Annotated in this window: 15 protein-coding genes and 1 tRNA gene; 5 read left to right on the top strand and 11 right to left on the bottom strand. The window is 54.9% G+C overall.

Annotated elements, in window-relative coordinates; genetic code table 11:
- Positions 1-29: 29 nt before the first annotated feature.
- The 4 genes from metA (at position 30) to ACR0M9_RS00670 (ending at position 3,537) form a co-directional block, all read left to right on the top strand.
- A complete protein-coding gene (metA, locus tag ACR0M9_RS00685; protein ID WP_480772629.1) occupies positions 30-947 on the top strand; it encodes a homoserine O-acetyltransferase MetA in 918 nt (305 codons plus the stop codon).
- The gene (locus ACR0M9_RS00680) at positions 937-1,890 is read left to right on the top strand and encodes an alpha/beta fold hydrolase (RefSeq protein ID WP_480565016.1); all 954 of its coding nucleotides are present in this window, start codon (positions 937-939) and stop codon (positions 1,888-1,890) included. The genes metA and ACR0M9_RS00680 overlap by 11 nt, the downstream gene beginning before the upstream one ends.
- A gap of 49 nt (positions 1,891-1,939) precedes the next feature.
- Positions 1,940-2,809: a polyphosphate kinase 2 gene (ppk2, locus tag ACR0M9_RS00675; protein WP_480772628.1), complete on the top strand. Its 870-nt coding sequence runs from the start codon at positions 1,940-1,942 to the stop codon at positions 2,807-2,809.
- A 113-nt stretch (positions 2,810-2,922) separates the two neighbouring features.
- Positions 2,923-3,537: a TetR/AcrR family transcriptional regulator gene (locus tag ACR0M9_RS00670; RefSeq protein WP_209504101.1), complete on the top strand. Its 615-nt coding sequence runs from the start codon at positions 2,923-2,925 to the stop codon at positions 3,535-3,537.
- A gap of 6 nt (positions 3,538-3,543) precedes the next feature.
- Here ACR0M9_RS00670 and ACR0M9_RS00665 read toward each other — a convergent pair whose 3' ends face one another.
- From ACR0M9_RS00665 to pyrH, 11 genes are all read right to left on the bottom strand, one after another.
- A complete protein-coding gene (locus ACR0M9_RS00665; RefSeq protein WP_209504102.1) occupies positions 3,544-4,602 on the bottom strand; it encodes an adenylate/guanylate cyclase domain-containing protein in 1,059 nt (352 codons plus the stop codon).
- Positions 4,599-4,967 (bottom strand): group I truncated hemoglobin, encoded by a 369-nt coding sequence (locus tag ACR0M9_RS00660; RefSeq protein WP_209596705.1) that lies wholly within the window; start codon positions 4,965-4,967, stop codon positions 4,599-4,601. Before ACR0M9_RS00660 ends, ACR0M9_RS00665 begins: the two co-directional genes overlap by 4 nt.
- A 236-nt stretch (positions 4,968-5,203) precedes the next feature.
- Positions 5,204-5,293: transfer RNA gene (locus ACR0M9_RS00655), tRNA-Ser, on the bottom strand.
- 143 nt (positions 5,294-5,436) lie between these two features.
- Complete coding sequence (locus ACR0M9_RS00650) at positions 5,437-7,863, bottom strand: DUF3772 domain-containing protein (RefSeq protein ID WP_480772627.1); 2,427 nt, start codon at positions 7,861-7,863, stop codon at positions 5,437-5,439.
- Positions 7,863-8,897, bottom strand: coding sequence for a cysteine synthase A (locus ACR0M9_RS00645; protein ID WP_480772626.1), 1,035 nt, complete (start codon positions 8,895-8,897; stop codon positions 7,863-7,865). The genes ACR0M9_RS00650 and ACR0M9_RS00645 overlap by 1 nt, the downstream gene beginning before the upstream one ends.
- 68 nt (positions 8,898-8,965) lie before the next feature.
- Positions 8,966-10,072 (bottom strand): NUDIX domain-containing protein, encoded by a 1,107-nt coding sequence (locus ACR0M9_RS00640; RefSeq protein WP_480556355.1) that lies wholly within the window; start codon positions 10,070-10,072, stop codon positions 8,966-8,968.
- A gap of 36 nt (positions 10,073-10,108) precedes the next feature.
- Positions 10,109-10,549, bottom strand: coding sequence for a TrgA family protein (locus tag ACR0M9_RS00635; RefSeq protein ID WP_480485825.1), 441 nt, complete (start codon positions 10,547-10,549; stop codon positions 10,109-10,111).
- A gap of 11 nt (positions 10,550-10,560) precedes the next feature.
- Positions 10,561-11,772 carry a class I SAM-dependent methyltransferase gene (locus tag ACR0M9_RS00630; protein ID WP_480772939.1) on the bottom strand — a complete coding sequence of 404 codons (1,212 nt, stop codon included), beginning with the start codon at positions 11,770-11,772 and terminating at the stop codon, positions 10,561-10,563.
- Positions 11,773-11,841: 69 nt separating this feature from the next.
- Positions 11,842-13,266, bottom strand: coding sequence for a cryptochrome/photolyase family protein (locus tag ACR0M9_RS00625; protein ID WP_480772625.1), 1,425 nt, complete (start codon positions 13,264-13,266; stop codon positions 11,842-11,844).
- A gap of 48 nt (positions 13,267-13,314) precedes the next feature.
- A complete protein-coding gene (locus ACR0M9_RS00620) occupies positions 13,315-14,541 on the bottom strand; it encodes an aminotransferase class V-fold PLP-dependent enzyme (protein ID WP_480772624.1) in 1,227 nt (408 codons plus the stop codon).
- Between the two features lie 262 nt (positions 14,542-14,803).
- A complete protein-coding gene (pyrH, locus tag ACR0M9_RS00615; protein WP_209504110.1) occupies positions 14,804-15,556 on the bottom strand; it encodes a UMP kinase in 753 nt (250 codons plus the stop codon).
- A gap of 97 nt (positions 15,557-15,653) precedes the next feature.
- Between pyrH and miaA the strand changes: the two genes are divergently transcribed.
- Entirely contained in the window at positions 15,654-16,547 is an 894-nt protein-coding gene (gene miaA, locus ACR0M9_RS00610; RefSeq protein WP_480772623.1) for a tRNA (adenosine(37)-N6)-dimethylallyltransferase MiaA, read from the top strand.
- The last annotated feature ends 89 nt before the right edge of the window (positions 16,548-16,636 follow it).

Genomic DNA, 16,636 nt, shown 5'->3' with positions numbered 1-16,636 from the left:
TTTTCCCTAATCTCTTCGAAGTCAGACACATGCCCATCAAAATTCCCTCTGATCTGCCCGCCTTTGACGTCCTGAACAAAGAGGGCGTTATGGTCATGTCCGAGGATCAGGCAATGCGTCAGGATATTCGCCCCCTGCGCATCGGGTTGCTGAATCTGATGCCGAAGAAGATTCAGACGGAAAACCAGTTTGCGCGCCTGATCGGCGCAACCCCGTTGCAGATCGAACTGTCATTGATCCGTATGACGGAACATCAGACAAAAACCACTGCCGCCGAGCATATGTCCGAGTTCTATCAACCTTTTCAGGAGGTCAAGGACCAGAAATTCGACGGCCTGATCATCACTGGTGCGCCGATCGAGCATCTGGAATTCGGTGACGTCACCTATTGGGATGAAATCAGCGAAATCTTCGACTGGACCCAGACAAACGTTCATTCAACCTTTGGCGTTTGCTGGGGCGGGATGGCGATGATCAACCATTTTCATGGTGTCCGAAAACACATGCTGGATGCCAAGGCCTTTGGCTGTTTCCGTCACCGCAACCTGAACCCTGCATCACCTTTCTTACGTGGGTTCTCTGACGATTGCGTTATCCCGGTCAGCCGCTGGACGGAAATGAAACAAGTTGAGATCGACGCCGCGCAGGGTTTAACGACCCTGCTGGGCAGTGATGATGTGGGCCCATGTCTGGTCGAGGATCCCAGCCATCGCGCGCTGTATATCTTCAACCATTTTGAATATGACAGCGACACGCTGAAACAGGAGTATGACCGTGACGTCGCCAATGACACGCCCATCAACGTGCCGATCAACTACTATCCGGATGATGACCCATCCAAGACACCTCAAAACCGTTGGCGCAGCCACGCGCATCTTCTTTACGGAAACTGGATAAACGAAATCTATCAGACGACGCCTTTTGATATGAGCGAAATTGGCCGCTAAAACATTGATATCCTTTGGCCTCATCATTCTGGGCCTTGCCGTTGTGACTGCGTGGCGCAGCGCCCGGAACGAAGCACAGGCAGAAGCGGCTTTCCCACCCGAAGGCCAGATTCTTGATGTCGACGGGATCGCCGTTCATGCGGTTATCATGGGGAATGGGCCGGATGTTGTCCTTCTTCACGGCTCAAGCGGCAACACCCGCGACATGACCTTTGCGCTGGCACCCATTCTGGCGGAAAACTACCGCGTCATCGTTTTTGACCGGCCCGGCCTGGGGTTTTCAGAAAGTTTCAACCCAGACGGTGAAACGATCACGGAGCAAGCGGATATCCTGCAAAAAGCTGCTGCCCAACTTGGGGCGGAAAAGCCAATCGTTGCGGGCCAAAGCTATGGCGGTTCAGTGGCACTTGCATGGGCGGTCACAAGGCCCGAGGATCTCTCGGCGCTTGTTCTGATCGCACCTGCTGCCATTCCGTGGGAAACGCCGCTGGATGGGTTTAACCAATTGGCATCTACCACGGTCGGCAACGCGCTCGCCCTGCCCCTGATCTCTTCCTTCGTGCCCGATTGGTACGTGACACGGGCATTGGACACTGTATTTGCGCCCCAATCGGCCCCCGCTGGATATGCCCAGCATTTCGGACCCGGCCTGACCATCCGGCGCAGTTCCATGCATGCAAATGCCAAGCAACGGGCCAATCTATTGGATGAGATAACCCAATTGCAGCCAAAATACGGTGAGATTTCAGTGCCAACCGAAATCGTTCACGGCACCGCCGACGACACTGTCGGCCTCGAGTGGCATTCCCAACGACTGATCCAGCAAATCCCGCAGGCCGAACTGGTCGCGTTACCGGGGATCGGTCACATGCCGCAGGTTGTCGCAGCGCCCGAGGTTGCCGCCGCAATTGATCGTGCAGCGCGGCGTGCAGGTTTGCGTTAATCCAAGCTCTAATCCATAGTCGGATATGGGTTTTATCGCGAGGTGACATATGGCCCGGACCGAAAAAGGTTCTATCGAGAAGTATTTTCAGGAAAGCGCGCCCAAAGCTGTGCGGGACGAGATCAAGAATTCGAAGAAAGGCGAAATCCTGAACCCGACCTACCCGTATAGCGAGAAGATGAAGACCAAAGACTATGAAGAGCAGATGGAACTGCTCCAGATCGAGCTGGTCAAAATGCAATCTTGGGTCAAGGACACGGCGCAACGGATCGCCATCATCTTCGAAGGCCGCGATGCCGCCGGTAAGGGCGGAACGATCAAACGGTTTCGCGAAAACCTGAACCCACGCGGCGCGCGCAATGTGGCGCTCAGCAAACCCTCAGAGACTGAACGCAGTCAATGGTACTTTCAGCGCTACATCCCTCACCTGCCTGCCGCTGGCGAGATCGTGTTCTTTGACCGCAGCTGGTACAATCGCGGCGTGGTCGAGAACGTCTTTGGTTTCTGCACCCAGGAAGAGCGCGAGCAGTTCTTTCGTCAGGTTCTGCCGCTTGAAACGGGTCTGGTCAATGATGGCATCAAACTCTTCAAGTTCTGGCTCAATGTCGGGCGGGCTGAGCAGCTGAACCGCTTTCTGGCCCGTGAAACCGACCCATTAAAGCAATGGAAACTCAGCCCGATTGACGTGGCTGGGTTGGACAAGTGGGACGAATACACACAATCGATTTCAGAAACTCTGACCCGGTCACATTCAGACGTATCTCCTTGGACAATTGTCCGGTCGGACGACAAGAAACGCGCCCGTCTTGCAGCAATCCAAACGGTTTTGCACACGCTGGACTATGATGAGAAGGACGCAAAAAGCATTGGCGACATTGATCCCCTGATCTGCGGTGGTCCGGATGTCTGGGAAGCCTAGGTTGCGTTTTCACCCTGCCCGGCCAAGGATTTCAAGGGCAAGCGTTGGACGACCGTGTGTATTTGGTCTATCCCCTTGTCTTCCAATACCTAATCAAAGAACCTGAGGCCGGGATGTCGAAACGCGGTTATCATCACGGAAACCTAAAGCAAGCCCTGATCGAGGCAGCCTTGTCCCTGATCGAAGAAAAGGGGCCGACAGGTTTTACGTTATCTGAAGCCGCCAAAACCGCTGGCGTAACACCCGCCGCTGTCTATCGCCATTTTGAAGGGCGCGAAGACCTTATCGCCGAAGCTGCACGGCAAGGGTTCGAGATGTTCGCGGACCTGATGCAATACGCTTATGACAAGGGCCAACCCTCTGCCCTTGCCGCCTTCGAGGCAACCGGGCGGGCCTATCTGGCTTTTGCGCGGAAGAACCCCGGCCATTACATCGCCATGTTCGAAAGCGGAATATCGTTGAATCGCACCCCCGAACTATCAATGGCCGCCAATCGGGCCAAATCGGTTCTTGAAAAAGCCGCCGACGACCTGTCACAACATATTCCACCTGAAAAGCGCCCGCCCGCGTCGATGTTCAGCGCACATATCTGGGCGATGAGCCATGGCGTGGTTGAATTATACGCGCGCAATACCGGAGCGACGTCACCCTTCCCCCCGGAAGACCTGCTGGAAAGCGGCATTGGAATCTACCTGCGAGGGCTGGGCCTGATCCCGCAGGACGACTGACACCTGTCAAAAAGTTCGGCTGCTTTGCGGTAAGCTCAGCCCGGACGTTACGTTGATCAGATTCATCTCGCCCATTCCCTTTATATCAACACGTCCCAGGTCCGAGACCTGAAATTCGTCAATCAGGGCGTATTTCATCTCTTCCGGCGCAACGATTTTCATAGGATTGGCGAAAATTTGCAGTCGGGACGCGATATTTACCGCCGGACCGAAAACGTCGTAGACGTATTTCTGAATACCCACGACAGACCCGACCGCGGCCCCCATGCCCAAACCGATCCGGGCCTGCCATTTGTGCGGGTGGCTTTCGTTCCGGCGTTCGAGATAACGCAGGAAACGTACCGCGCAATGGGCCACTGCCGTCGCGTGATCGGGTGTCGGGTCAGGCATGCCTGAGACCGCAAGATATGCGTCACCAATTGTTTTGATCCTTTCACACCCGAATTGCTCAACGATCCTGTCAAACGCTGTGAAAATGTCGTTCAACTCGCTCAGGGTCACTGTCGGGTCGGTCTTGGCCGCGAAATCGGTGAAACCCACAAAGTCCAGCATGACTACAGACACCTGCTTGTAGAGCTGCGGAGTGACAACACCGAAGGTTTTGAACTCTTCATAAACGGCCCGTGGCATCAGGTTCAAAAGCAGCCGTTCAACCCGCTCTTTCTCGCGCTCCAGCTCTCGCGTGTTGCGTTCGACCATGGTGGAATAGCTGTCGATCATGCTTTCCAGCTCGCGAATGCGCGTGATGTTCTGGCATTCGACAATCAGAACCTGCTCGGACAGCCCTTTGGCCAACGAAACTGCGACTGCAAAGATCAAGGTCCGCCGCTTCGGCTTGATTTGCAATTCAACCGAATATCTCAAGCCCGATTGCTTGACGTCTTCCAATTCTTTGGGATCAAGGGCGGGAAGAATGTCCGTAAGAGTACTGCCGTTCTCGGGGGTTCCAAACCACTCCGAAAACGGCCCGTTATGAAAAACGAACTGAAGATCCGAGGCGCGCACCACGGCAATGCCGACACCGATGGCGCGTAACAGCTGTTCGTTTATTGCATGAATGCTCATGCCGCGTTTCGGGCGACGATAATTGAACGCTTCCCTTCAATTGCAGCCAGCGCGGTTTTGATATCCTGATCGGACATACCATGCACGCTCAGCGCTTCGCCAAACAGCTCAGCCATCACATCAAATTCGTCGTGTGAAATACTCAGATGCCTGTGTACGGCTTCGATCCTGTCATCACTGAATGACGCCGGTCCGCCAATCAGGGACGATACAAACTTCGTCTGATGATCAATCAACCGCGGCATATCAATATCTTCAAAATAATGGCCGATGTCATCCGAATCCAACGCCATTTCATAGAAGGTCATCACGACACGGCTAATCGTTTTGAAGCCACCGTATTTATCATAAAGCGTTTGCGCCACACGAAAACCCAAGAGTTACCGAACAAAAACACTGTAATTCTATATCAAATGGACATTTTTGTTAATGTTTATGGTATTTTTTTCGTTTTCCGGCTTAACGCGCGTTCATTTTAGGAAAAGCAAAAGTGTCCTGGATTTAAAATCCTGCGCTTTCGAAGACCCGGCGTGGTACACGAAACCACGTTGTACACAGCCGAGACGCTGGGGCGGGTTTGGGTTTCTGACTAAGGGGGTAATGGCGGAGAGACAGGGATTCGAACCCTGGAGACGGTTCCCCGCCTACACACTTTCCAGGCGTGCGCCTTCGACCACTCGGCCACCTCTCCGTGCCGGCGATGTTTGGACCAATGTCATGAGATTTGCAAGGCCCCAATTCGGTGAAATCATCGGAAAGGATCAATTAAATCCGGTAGTCTACCCAGAGCGTCAAGCGACCAGAAACGCGACCTTTCAGCTGTCGGGCTGGTCGTCAGATTTCATCGCCCGCGTCAGGGTCCAGATCAGATTCTGTCAGCTCAACTGGCTTTCCTGCCGTTGAATCGGTTGTGTTCTGTTTGGGCGCAAGGCCTGCCTCTTTAACCTTGTTCGAGGTCTGCAAAGCTTCGGGATTGCGCAACCAGATATCACGCTGTGCAAACGGCACCTCGATACCCGCTTCCAGAAAGCGTCGATTGATCTCGTGGTTCATGTCGGATTTGACGGATAAAACCCAGTTCACATCCCGTAGGATCGCTCTGATCTCGAAATCCAACGCATCCGCTCCAAATCCCTGAAACACTACACTGGGCGCCGGGTTGGCCAGAACCATCGGGTGGTTGTTTGCGACCTCGCCCAGAATGGTCTCGACCAGCCGTGTATCTGTTCCGTAGGCGACACCGACCGGTACAATCACCCTTCCGATGGTATTGCCACGTGTGTAGTTGGTGACGACGCCGCTGATCAGGTCCGAGTTTGGAATGATCACATCCGTTCTGTCGAACGTCTCGATCCGGGTCGATCGGACGGAGATGTCACGCACGTAGCCCATCATCCCGTTCACATCTATCCAGTCACCCTTGGAGATCGGCCGTTCGACCAGAAGGATGATACCGGACACGAAATTAGACACAATCGTTTGCAGGCCAAAGCCAATACCGACAGACAGTGCACCCGCAACAATTGCCAGAGACGACAGATCAAACCCCGCGACCATGATCGCGGCCAGCGCAGCCAGAAATATCCCGATATAACCCGAGCCAGCGACAATTGCGTTCTGCCCGCCCGGATCGATACTGGTTTTGGGTAACAGCGAGTTGCGCAGCCCGCTTTGCAACAACCGCGTCAGCGTATAACCGATTGCGAAAACGGCGATAAATGTCAGGAAATTGCTGGGTGAGATCGTGACACCACCGATGTCAAAGCCAAGCAACAGACGTGACCATACTTCAAGCAGGTCCGTTTCGCGCGCGCCCCAGTATATCGCCAGAACAGGCAGCGCGACGATGGCCAGTGCAAAGCCCACCAAGACTGAAAAAAGAGAGTCGCGCGCAGCGTCGCCCTGCCCTGTGATCCATCCGTATATCTGACTGACAAACCGTTGAAAAATTGCCAGTGCGGCAATCAGAACCAGTGTTTTTACCGCCGGAAACACAATCGCTTCGGCCGCATTAGTATAGCCAACCAGTGCCAGTACGGGTGTTGCGATCCCCAGCAGGAACATGGCCTTGCGCAGGAATTCTACCAATTGGCTGAATCCGGCCGCCCTTGTGGACGCCGTTTGATCCAGCAGGTGATCGTTCGTCCGGATTTGGCGCACACGGAGCAAAAGCAAAGCCGTTCCGACGATCACGGGGAAACTGATGACCGCACGGGTCGCGTCCGAGACGTTTTCGATCTGCTGGAACAGAAGCGCCAATTCATGCAGGATCAGCATCAAAGCCAACAGATCGATGTAGATGCGCAACTCGGTGATCCGCGCGGAAGACAGCCGCTTGAACCCCTGCGAAGCACCAATCACGTAAATCTGTCGGCCGATCCAGTCATAGAATAAGGCGATTGCCGCCCAATACGGGATATTCTCCAACAACAAACTGCCGCGCAGGCCCGGAATACCCGATAGGCTGATCGCCGTAATGGCGGCAACAACACCAATCCAGGGCAACAGGATCCGCAGCAGCGAAATGATGAAGGACCAGGCACCTGTCCCGGCTCCACCCAGCAATCTAAGATAGTCGCCGCCCTTCTCTGACCAACGCTTGCCAAAGATCAGCAGAACTGCCGCGAGGATCACCAAAAACAGAATGCCCAAACCGCGATCACGGATGCGTTCTTTGACAACGTCCGACCGCAGGTTGGCAAATATTTCATTCGCCAGGCTCAAAAGCGCTTCTTTTACATCCTGCCATGCAGGTCCCCAATATACGGGGTTGATCGGCGACGGACCGCGCTGGAAAAACTCCTTCGTTTGCCGTTTCCGGATAATCTGGTCGATTTCACTGATCAATCCGTTTGCGCGGCTATACGCTTCTTCGGAAATGATGCGAGGCACGCGCAAACTGTTGAGCTGATCGTTAAGATGAGTTCGCAATTTAGCGATATCTTCAGGTTCGGTCGCGTCCCCTTCGGGTTTCGGACCAAGCGCCTTGATCTGGCTTTCCAGCGTTGCGATACGATCCGTGTTGGCGCTGCGCGCCTTGTTAAAGTCCTCGCGGTAACCGTTTATTTCGGAACGTAAATTCTCGAATGCCGCATTTGAAGCACGGTTCGCTTCGATCACCGACTCGGCACGGTCCGCTGTTTTTATCCAGCCCCGGTAATACTCGCTTTGCCTGTCGGTCAGCTGCGCAACAGCACCGCCTGCGAACCCGACAAGACACAGAAAAACCAGTGTCAGAAACAGGCGAACCTGCTTAGGCATCACACGTCCTCGAAAACGCCGGGAATGCTGCGCGGTGCTTCGGTCATCCAATTCGGTACCGGTAGGTCTTTCTCGCGCAGAAAGTCCGGGTTGAACAATTTGGACTGATACCGTGTGCCATAGTCGCAAAGGACGGTCACAATGGTGTGGCCTGGCCCCATTTCCTTGGCCAGACGCACGGCGCCCGCCATGTTGATCGCGGTCGACCCGCCCATAACCAGCCCCTCTTCGCGGAGCAGGTCAAAGATATATGGAAGTGCCTCGGTGTCAGTAATTTGATAGGAATGATCCGGCGTGAACCCTTCGAGATTTTTTGTTATCCGCACCTGTCCGATACCTTCGGCAATCGAACCTCCCTCCATCGCGATTTCACCGGTGGTGTAATATGAATAGAGACCCGCACCCATGGGATCGGCCAAACCGATTTTCACACCCTTGGGCTGCAGCGCTTCGGCAACCCCGGCCAACGTACCACCCGACCCGACAGCACAAATAAACCCGTCGACCTTACCATCTGTTTGTTCCCAGATTTCGGGTCCTGTGGTTTCAACATGGGCCTGCCGGTTCGCCACGTTGTCAAACTGATTGGCCCAGATCGCCCCATTGGGTTCGGTCTGCGCCAATTTCTCGGCCAAACGCCGGGAATAATGCACAAAATTGTTGGGGTTACGATAAGGTGCGGCCGGAACTTGAACCAGTTGTGCACCGGCCAGCCGCAGCATGTCTTTCTTTTCTTCCGACTGGGTTTCCGGGATCACAATCACGGTCTTGAACCCCATTGACGCACCCACTAGCGCCAGGCCAATACCGGTATTGCCTGCGGTGCCTTCCACAATGGTGCCGCCGGGCTTCAAATCGCCCCGCGCAACTGCGTCACGGATAATATAGAGTGCTGCACGATCCTTGACGGATTGGCCGGGGTTCATGAATTCGGCTTTGCCGAGAATATCGCAACCAGTTTCTTCACTGATGCGGCGCAGCCGGATCAGCGGTGTTTTTCCTACTGCGTCAGCAAGATCTCGTGCAATGCGCATGATGGCCCCTTGTCGTTTTGTACCATCGAAGATTTACAGCCGCACCGCCGCGACCACAAGCGGGATAGTCACCCGCGCAATCTGTCCCGGTGGCGGGCCAGCCAATAAGCCAGAGACACCAATTGTAGATCCTTGAAAACATGGCGATCCGTCATGTCTATGAATTCGTCGAACGGCAGGATTTGACTGCGGATGTCTTCACCTTCTGTGTCCAGGCCACCGGTGATTGTGGTGTGCGTCAACTCACCCAGACCAACATAAAGATACATGAACCCGGTGGAAGATCCGCTCGAGGTGTAGGCACCGCCAGCATATTCCAGCCTGTCAAAACGAATACCCGCCTCCTCCATCGCCTCTCGATGCGCGGCCTGTTCGGGTGTCTCACCCGGATCAATCATCCCGGCCACCGCTTCCCAAAGCCAGGGTTCCGGATCGTTGTTCAGGAAAACCGGTGGTCTGAACTGTTCCACGATCAAAACGGTATCGCGGACCGGATCATAGGGCAGAACGCCGACCGCACTACCCTGCAACAAGCTTCCACGGCGCAGTACCGGCCCCATGCTGCCGTCATGCCGCCGATGTTGCAGATCGATTTCCTCCATCCCGAAATAATCAAGATACACCCGGTCATGGCGATGCACGATCACGTCTTTTGCAATGTCCCGCGGATCACCGGTTCTCCGCTGCCCGGCCATAATCTTTGACCAGGCACGCGTTTGAGTGGCGCGAATACTGCGGGCCAAGATCCGGGGATCAACCTTCCCGAAATAGGCCATCTCTTCCTCAGCGGCGAGCGTTGTAAGTTCGCCCAATCTGTCCGCCCAGTCCTGAAGCGACCACAAATCACCCGGTCTCCAGGCATCGGGGGCAGGAAAAAAGACCTGCGCTTCGGCCTCGGTCCCGTCTTCCAATTCGACCTTCAACGGCTTCAGATCATAGTCGAATGACCCTTCGTAATAATCAAGCCTGGCCAGATCCACAGACGACAATTCCTGCACCAGTACACCTTCGGCACTGGCACCTTCCATTTCCAGGATCATTGGGAAATCCTGCCCCTGAACAGAATGGACAGCATGGCCTCGAAGTTGGGCGGGCCGCGCTTTGGTTTTGCTCAGAGGATGACCAAGAACGCGTTCCAACAACGGCAAGTGTCGCAGCGTTCCATAAAAAAACAAATCAGACAAAGTCGATCTCTCTTGTCGGGAAACGGATCAGCGCCATGATCGGGCGGCCTGTTCTGTGGCCAGTCCCGATACAACAGCCCCAATTAGGAATGCAATCAGGATTTCCGGGTAAATCAACAGCTTACCGTACTCAATCCCGATCTTGAAAATGGCCAGAATGGCCTCAAATGGGCCACCGTAACGATTGCGCATGGCAAGCCGGAACATTTCGTAACAGCCCTGCACGAACAACGCCCAGAAAATCAGCGAGGCGACACCAGTCAGACCGTTATTGATCCCAGCAGTCCAGCCGCGCCCTGCACGCTTGCCCATGATTCCCCACCCGCATACCGCGCCAAGGCCCATGTTAACCAGGGTAAAGTACCCGTAATCCTTACCTTCTTCACCGTTTTCGATAATCATGCCAGAGACAATGAATGCCAGCACGATGAGACAAACGGCGGCTACAAGACGCGAGGCAGTGGGCATGTTACGGTCCGTCAGTTAACTTGCTTTGATACGGTGATCTGTGTCACATCGCAATTGCGCGTGTCAAAGGCTGCGCCACAGGCAGTCAAATAATAATTCCACATGCGGCGAAAACGCTCATCAAAGCCGAGGTCTGCGATCTGTTCCCATTTTGCATTGAACGTCTCATACCACCGCCGCAGCGTCAGGTCGTAACTTTTGCCGAATTCTTTCGACTTCACCACATTCAAACCCGCCTGATTGATCTGCTGCCGTAGGATCGTGGGCGACGGAAGCATTCCACCCGGAAATATGTATTTCTGAATGAAATCAACACCGTTCTTGTAATAATCCCAGCGGTGGTCACTTACGGTTATGATTTGCAAGGTCGCTTGCGCCCCTGGCTTCAGCCTCTCACGAACGGTTTCAAAATAAACCGGCCAGTATTTTTGACCCACCGCCTCGAACATCTCGATTGAGGCTATGCCATCATATTGTCCACGCTCGTCGCGATAGTCCTGCAACTTGAATGTCACTTGATCTGAAAGCCCTGCTTTTTCAATACGTTCATTAGCAAACTTGAACTGTTCCTCACTAATCGTAAGGCCGGTTACATGCAAACCCCGCTCTTTCGCGGCATATTCGGCAAAACCGCCCCAACCGCATCCGATTTCCAGAATGTGGTCACCGGGTTTGGCCCCCATTTCATCGACAAGGCTGGCATATTTGGCAGTTTGCGCCTTCTCAAGACTTTCTTGCCCGGTCTCAAAAATGGCGCTGGAATAAGTCATCGTGTCATCCAGCCACAAACCGTAGAAGTCGTTACCCAGATCATAGTGGTACGAGATATTCTTTTTCGCCTGCGTCCGGCTATTGCGATGAAGCCAGAACCGCAGCCGTTCATAGGCCTGGACAAGGAACTTTCCAGTAAACCCGTCATAGACGGTTTCGGACCCCAGATGGACAAGATCCATGAATGAGCGCAGATCAGGCGTGCTCCAATGTCCTTCAAGGTAGGCATCAGAAAACCCCAGCTCGCCTTCGCGGATCAGACGGGCAAAAACATCTCCGTCGTGGATATCGATCTGAGCAACAGGCCCTGCCTTTGGCCCCTCTGCGCGAAAGATGCGGCCATCAGGCAATGTTATGTCTAGTCGCCCCGACTCCATTCGGGCCAGCATCTTGAACACCTGGGCGAAATACCTGGGCAGATCCGACTGCCCCTCTATCGTCGTCAGCACCATCCGCTCTCCCCTCTGCGGCACAGGTATCAGGCTAGGCCGCGATTTTGTTTCTGGCAAGTTTTCAGTTCCTTAGTGGGATTTTCGGCTTTCATACGCACGCAAGGCGCGGTTTCGTCCATCCGCCAGTTTCACGACAGGTTCGGGATAATCCGCCTGCGGACACAGGTTCCATGAACCGGGAAGCGCAGCGAAATAGGAAAGTGCAACGTCACTGGGTTTCGTCTGGCCTTCGGCGATCCAGCGCCGCATGTAAGCCCCCTGCGGATCAAACTTTTCCGCCTGCGTTTCGGGGTTGAATATACGAAAGAAGGGCGACGCATCGGGGCCTGATCCCGCAACCCACTGCCAGCCCATGGCGTTACAGGCTGGGTCCCAGTCAATCAGGCAATCCTCGAACCAGTTTATCCCGATTTTCCAGTGTGTCATCAGATGTTTGGTCAGGTAACTGGCAACAATCATCCGGGCCCGGTTATGCATACGGCCTGTCACATACATCTGCCGCAGGCCAGCATCGACGACAGGAATTCCGGTTCGGGCCTGCCTCCAGGCGGCAACTTCAGGGTGATCTGGATCGATATTCCACGGGAAATCATCCCATTCCGCTTTCCAGTTATCAGTCAGCAGATGCGGTGAGTGAAACATCAGGTGATAGGCAAACTCACGCCAGACCAACTGCCGCAGAAATGCCTCGGCGCCGGGGGTTCCCGTCATCGCAGCCTGTTGAACCCTGTGCCAGACCGTGCGTGGCCCGATCTCGCCCAATGAAAGGTATTCTGACAGGTTTGATGTTCCGTCCAGATCCAACCGGTCACGGTCATTGGAATAACGGGGGACTTGGTCGAGAAAGTGCTCAAGTCGATCGCGGGCGGCCTTCTCGCCGGGTTGGACATAGGGGCGCACGATTGCAGCGCCTCGGTACATGTCCGCACCCATATGCCAGGTGCTCAGTTTATCACTGGAAGGCCAGGTTGCAGGCCCCGCCAAGCGTGACACCAACGCATCCGGCGCTGGCACGTCCCGCCGCTGAACCGCGCGCCACATAGGGGTGTAGACACGAAACGGCTGGCCCTGCTTTGTTGCTACTGTCCAGGGCTCAAAAAGCAAATGACCAGGAAACGACTTTGCGCTTACACCCAGTTCGGACAGCGCCGTTTTGATCTGTGTATCGCGTCTGATCGACGCTGGATCATAGGCCCGCGACCAATAGACAGCCTTTGCGCCCGTCTCTTTGACAAGTGTCCGCAATTGCTCAAGCGCATCGCCACGCCGCAGGATCAGACGGCTACCAAGCCTCGTCAGAGCGTCGCAAAAGACCTCCAGACCCAACCCCAACCGCCATTTCGGGGCCGCGCCAAGGTGTTGCACAAGAGGGTCATGAACAAAGACTGGTATGATCGGACGACCGCTTGCAACAGCAGCAGTCAATGCCGAATGGTCCGACAGGCGCAGATCCCGTCGGAACCATAAGATGATTGGGGACCGCTCGAATTCCATTTCCGCCCTGTTGTTTTCTTCATTCTACGAATCCAGGCGGAAACTGGATCACAAAACGCGTTCAAGCGCCTCCAAAAGCTGATCAATCTCCTGCTGCGAGGTGTAATGCGTAAAGCTGACCCGCAAAACGCCCTGTGCCGGATCTACTCCCATCGCTTGCAATGGGCGCACAGCATAAAAGTCGCCGCCACCAGCCATAACACCGTATTGCGCCAGTTCCGCTGCAACAGGTTCAGCCGGGCGGTTCAACGACAGCGCAACAGTCGGCGCGCGCCGGGTGGCGTCTGATGTGCCGATCAGACGTACCGCATTGCGATCCTTTACCGCATCCAGAACAGGCTGCAGTAAGGACACCTCGTGCGCGCGCATCAGATCATGAGCAAAGGCACCCTGCTCTGCCGCGCCCATGTCAGGCCCGCCGTGATGAGCACACAAGAGCTCGACGTAATCGGCCATACCTGCACTTGCAGCAATCTGTGCATGATCCGGGCCCGCCGGGGTAAAGCGTTTATACAGAACGTCAGCGTTGAAATAATGCGCTTGGTTGGGCAGTAACTCTCCCAGTGTTCGGCGAATGACCATGCACCCCTGATGCGGGCCGTAGGTTTTATAGGCCGAAAACAGGTAGATATCCGGCCCCAGATCACCAACGTTCGGAAACCCATGCGGGGCGTAAGATACGCCGTCCACGCAGACAAATGCGCCGGCCGCGTGGGCAATCGCAGTGATCTCGGTGACCGGGTTTATCTCTCCCACCACATTGGAACAATGCGGGAAACAGACCAGTCGCACTTTTTCGTCCAGCATGTTTTCCAGATCCTGCGGGTTCAGTGATCCGGTTTCAGGATCGATCTGCCACTCCCGCACTTCAATCCCTGCCTCGGCCAGACGACGCCATGGGCCCGAATTTGCCTCGTGATCCTGATTGGTCACGACAATCGCCTCGCCAGGTTTCATCCATTGCCTGAACGCCTGTGCCAAAACATAGGTATTCTGTGTCGTCGAAGGGCCAAAGCTCAGCTCATCGGTTTCAACACCCAGGATGGCGGCCATGCGCACGCGTGCCTCATCCATCTCGGCACCTGCAAGACGGCTGGCCTCATAAGGGGCGTAGGGCTGAACCTTTCGCTGCGTATAGAACCGCGTCAACCGGTCGATCACCGGCTTGCAGGTATATGACCCGCCCGCATTCTCAAAAAACGCCTGTCCTTTCAGGCTGGGTTCGGAAAAAGCCGGAAACTGTGCCCGAACGAAATCGATATCCAGAGAGCTCATGCCTCATTGCTCCTTAGTTGTGCTGTCATATCAACAAGATGCCCGCTCATGTTTCCGGACATCTCAGAAATCATGGCAGGTCTTCCAGCCCAGCCTGTGCTTGCGCCATGGGCTGACGAAACACCGGGCAGCCCTTCACTTCGGAAGGACAACGCTACTTAGACAGCACCATCCGCGACCGTCAAGCTGAAGCAAAAGAAAAAGCCCGGCGGGGTTGCCGGGGCTGAATTTCTAACACTCTGGGGCAGGTCTCGTTCGGGTCTCAACCCTGAACTTTGGTATATGTCCCCTCGCCTGCAAGAATTCCACGGAAACCACCGGGCTCATCCAGACCAAAGACGATCAGAGGCAGGTTGTTGTCACGCGCCAGCGCGATGGCTGACGCATCCATGACCCGCAACCGCTTGGCTAGAACGTCGTCATAGGTGACCGTGTCATAACGCACCGCGTCGGCATGTTGTTTGGGATCCTTGTCGTAAACGCCGTCGACACCGTTCTTGCCCATGAAAATCGCCTCACACGCCATTTCATTGGCGCGCAAGGTCGCCGCGGTGTCGGTGGTGAAATACGGGTTGCCGGTACCGGCCGCAAAGATGCAAACCCTTTTCTTTTCAAGGTGTCGTACGGCGCGGCGGCGGATATACGGCTCGCACACTTCATCCATGCGAATGGCCGAAATGACCCTGGTGAACACCCCAATCTCTTCCAGGGCAGATTGCATACCCAGTGCGTTCATCACCGTGGCCAACATCCCCATATAGTCTGCTGTCGTCCGCTCCATACCCTGAGCAGATCCACTCAGGCCCCGGAAAATGTTTCCGCCACCGATAACCATGCAGATCTCAACGCCCAGATCGTGAACCGATTTCACCTCTTGCGCGATGCGTTGAACTGTCGGCGGGTGCAGGCCAAAGCCCTGATCCCCCATCAATGCCTCTCCTGAAATTTTCAACATGACACGTTTGTATGTGGTTTTCGGGGTTTCGGCAGTTTCAGAAGACGGGGAAAGGCTCATGTTGCGCTCCGGGCTGGCACGGGGTTAATTTCCGGCGCAAAATGAAGCAAAAGCTCCGCAGGTTCAATGCGGTTGGTGAGGATTGAGGCAACCGCATATGACCCGGCGATCAACAGACGCGATATTTCAGCAATTACCCCCTATTCCCGACGACAAACCTGTCCTGATTGCAGGGCCGACGGCATCCGGGAAATCAGCACTGGCGCTGGAGATCGCCGAACGGCATGGCGGGGTCGTCGTCAATGCAGACGCAAGTCAGGTCTATGACTGCTGGCGAGTGATCTCGGCCCGACCATCTGTCGAAGAAGAAACACGCGTGCCGCATCTGCTCTATGGTCACATCGCCTATGATCAGGACTATTCTGCCGGTCACTGGCTGCGAGAAGTGGTGCCACTGCTAACCGGGGGCCAGCGGCCAATCATTGTCGGCGGGACAGGATTGTATTTCTCGGCCCTGACCGAAGGCATGGCCGAAATTCCTGCGACCCCAGCGCAGGTGCGGGCCGAAGCAGACTTGCTGACCGTTTCTGAGCTTGTCGCCGGGGTCGACGAACAGACACTGTCTGGCCTGGATATGCAGAACCGCGCGCGCGTGCAGCGCGCTTGGGAAGTGCAGCGCGCCACTGGTCGCAGCCTGTTATCTTGGCAGGCCGATACGCCACCGCCAATTTTACGGCTGGATGATGCGGTTCCTATCGTTTTTGACGTCGACAAAACGTGGCTTCTGGATCGGATTGAACGCCGTTTTGATCAGATGCTGGAGCTGGGCGCAATCGACGAAGTACGCGCCATGCGGGATCGTTTCGACCCCGTTCTTCCCGCCTGCAAAGCCATTGGCGTGCCAGAACTTATGGCCTATCTGGATGGAATGATGACGTTGGATCAGGCCCGTGAACGGGCCACGATCTCGACCCGGCAATTTGCCAAACGTCAACGCACGTGGTTTCGGGCAAGAATGAAAACATGGAATCACGTCGATTTCTCAAAGTGATATCTGGTGTTGTTCATTCCGCTGGATTTGATAGCGAAAGCAATTTGATCAACAGATAAAGAAGAAGTTTCTCGTCTTTTATCAGTAAT

The sequence above is a fragment of the Ruegeria sp. CH2 genome (assembly GCF_056537065.1).
This window is presented reverse-complemented; position numbering and strand designations above follow the sequence as displayed.

Excerpts from the sequence above, each read along its gene's own strand:
- metA (WP_480772629.1), top strand. The coding sequence starts at position 30 with ATGCCCATCAAAATTCCCTCTGATCTGCCCGCCTTTGACGTCCTGAAC.
- ppk2 (WP_480772628.1), top strand. The coding sequence starts at position 1,940 with ATGGCCCGGACCGAAAAAGGTTCTATCGAGAAGTATTTTCAGGAAAGC.
- ACR0M9_RS00670 (WP_209504101.1), top strand. The coding sequence starts at position 2,923 with ATGTCGAAACGCGGTTATCATCACGGAAACCTAAAGCAAGCCCTGATC.
- ACR0M9_RS00665 (WP_209504102.1), bottom strand. The coding sequence starts at position 4,602 with ATGAGCATTCATGCAATAAACGAACAGCTGTTACGCGCCATCGGTGTC.
- ACR0M9_RS00650 (WP_480772627.1), bottom strand. The coding sequence starts at position 7,863 with ATGCCTAAGCAGGTTCGCCTGTTTCTGACACTGGTTTTTCTGTGTCTT.
- ACR0M9_RS00645 (WP_480772626.1), bottom strand. The coding sequence starts at position 8,897 with ATGCGCATTGCACGAGATCTTGCTGACGCAGTAGGAAAAACACCGCTG.
- ACR0M9_RS00635 (WP_480485825.1), bottom strand. The coding sequence starts at position 10,549 with ATGCCCACTGCCTCGCGTCTTGTAGCCGCCGTTTGTCTCATCGTGCTG.
- ACR0M9_RS00630 (WP_480772939.1), bottom strand. The coding sequence starts at position 11,772 with ATGGTGCTGACGACGATAGAGGGGCAGTCGGATCTGCCCAGGTATTTC.
- ACR0M9_RS00625 (WP_480772625.1), bottom strand. The coding sequence starts at position 13,266 with ATGGAATTCGAGCGGTCCCCAATCATCTTATGGTTCCGACGGGATCTG.
- ACR0M9_RS00620 (WP_480772624.1), bottom strand. The coding sequence starts at position 14,541 with ATGAGCTCTCTGGATATCGATTTCGTTCGGGCACAGTTTCCGGCTTTT.
- pyrH (WP_209504110.1), bottom strand. The coding sequence starts at position 15,556 with ATGAGCCTTTCCCCGTCTTCTGAAACTGCCGAAACCCCGAAAACCACA.
- miaA (WP_480772623.1), top strand. The coding sequence starts at position 15,654 with ATGACCCGGCGATCAACAGACGCGATATTTCAGCAATTACCCCCTATT.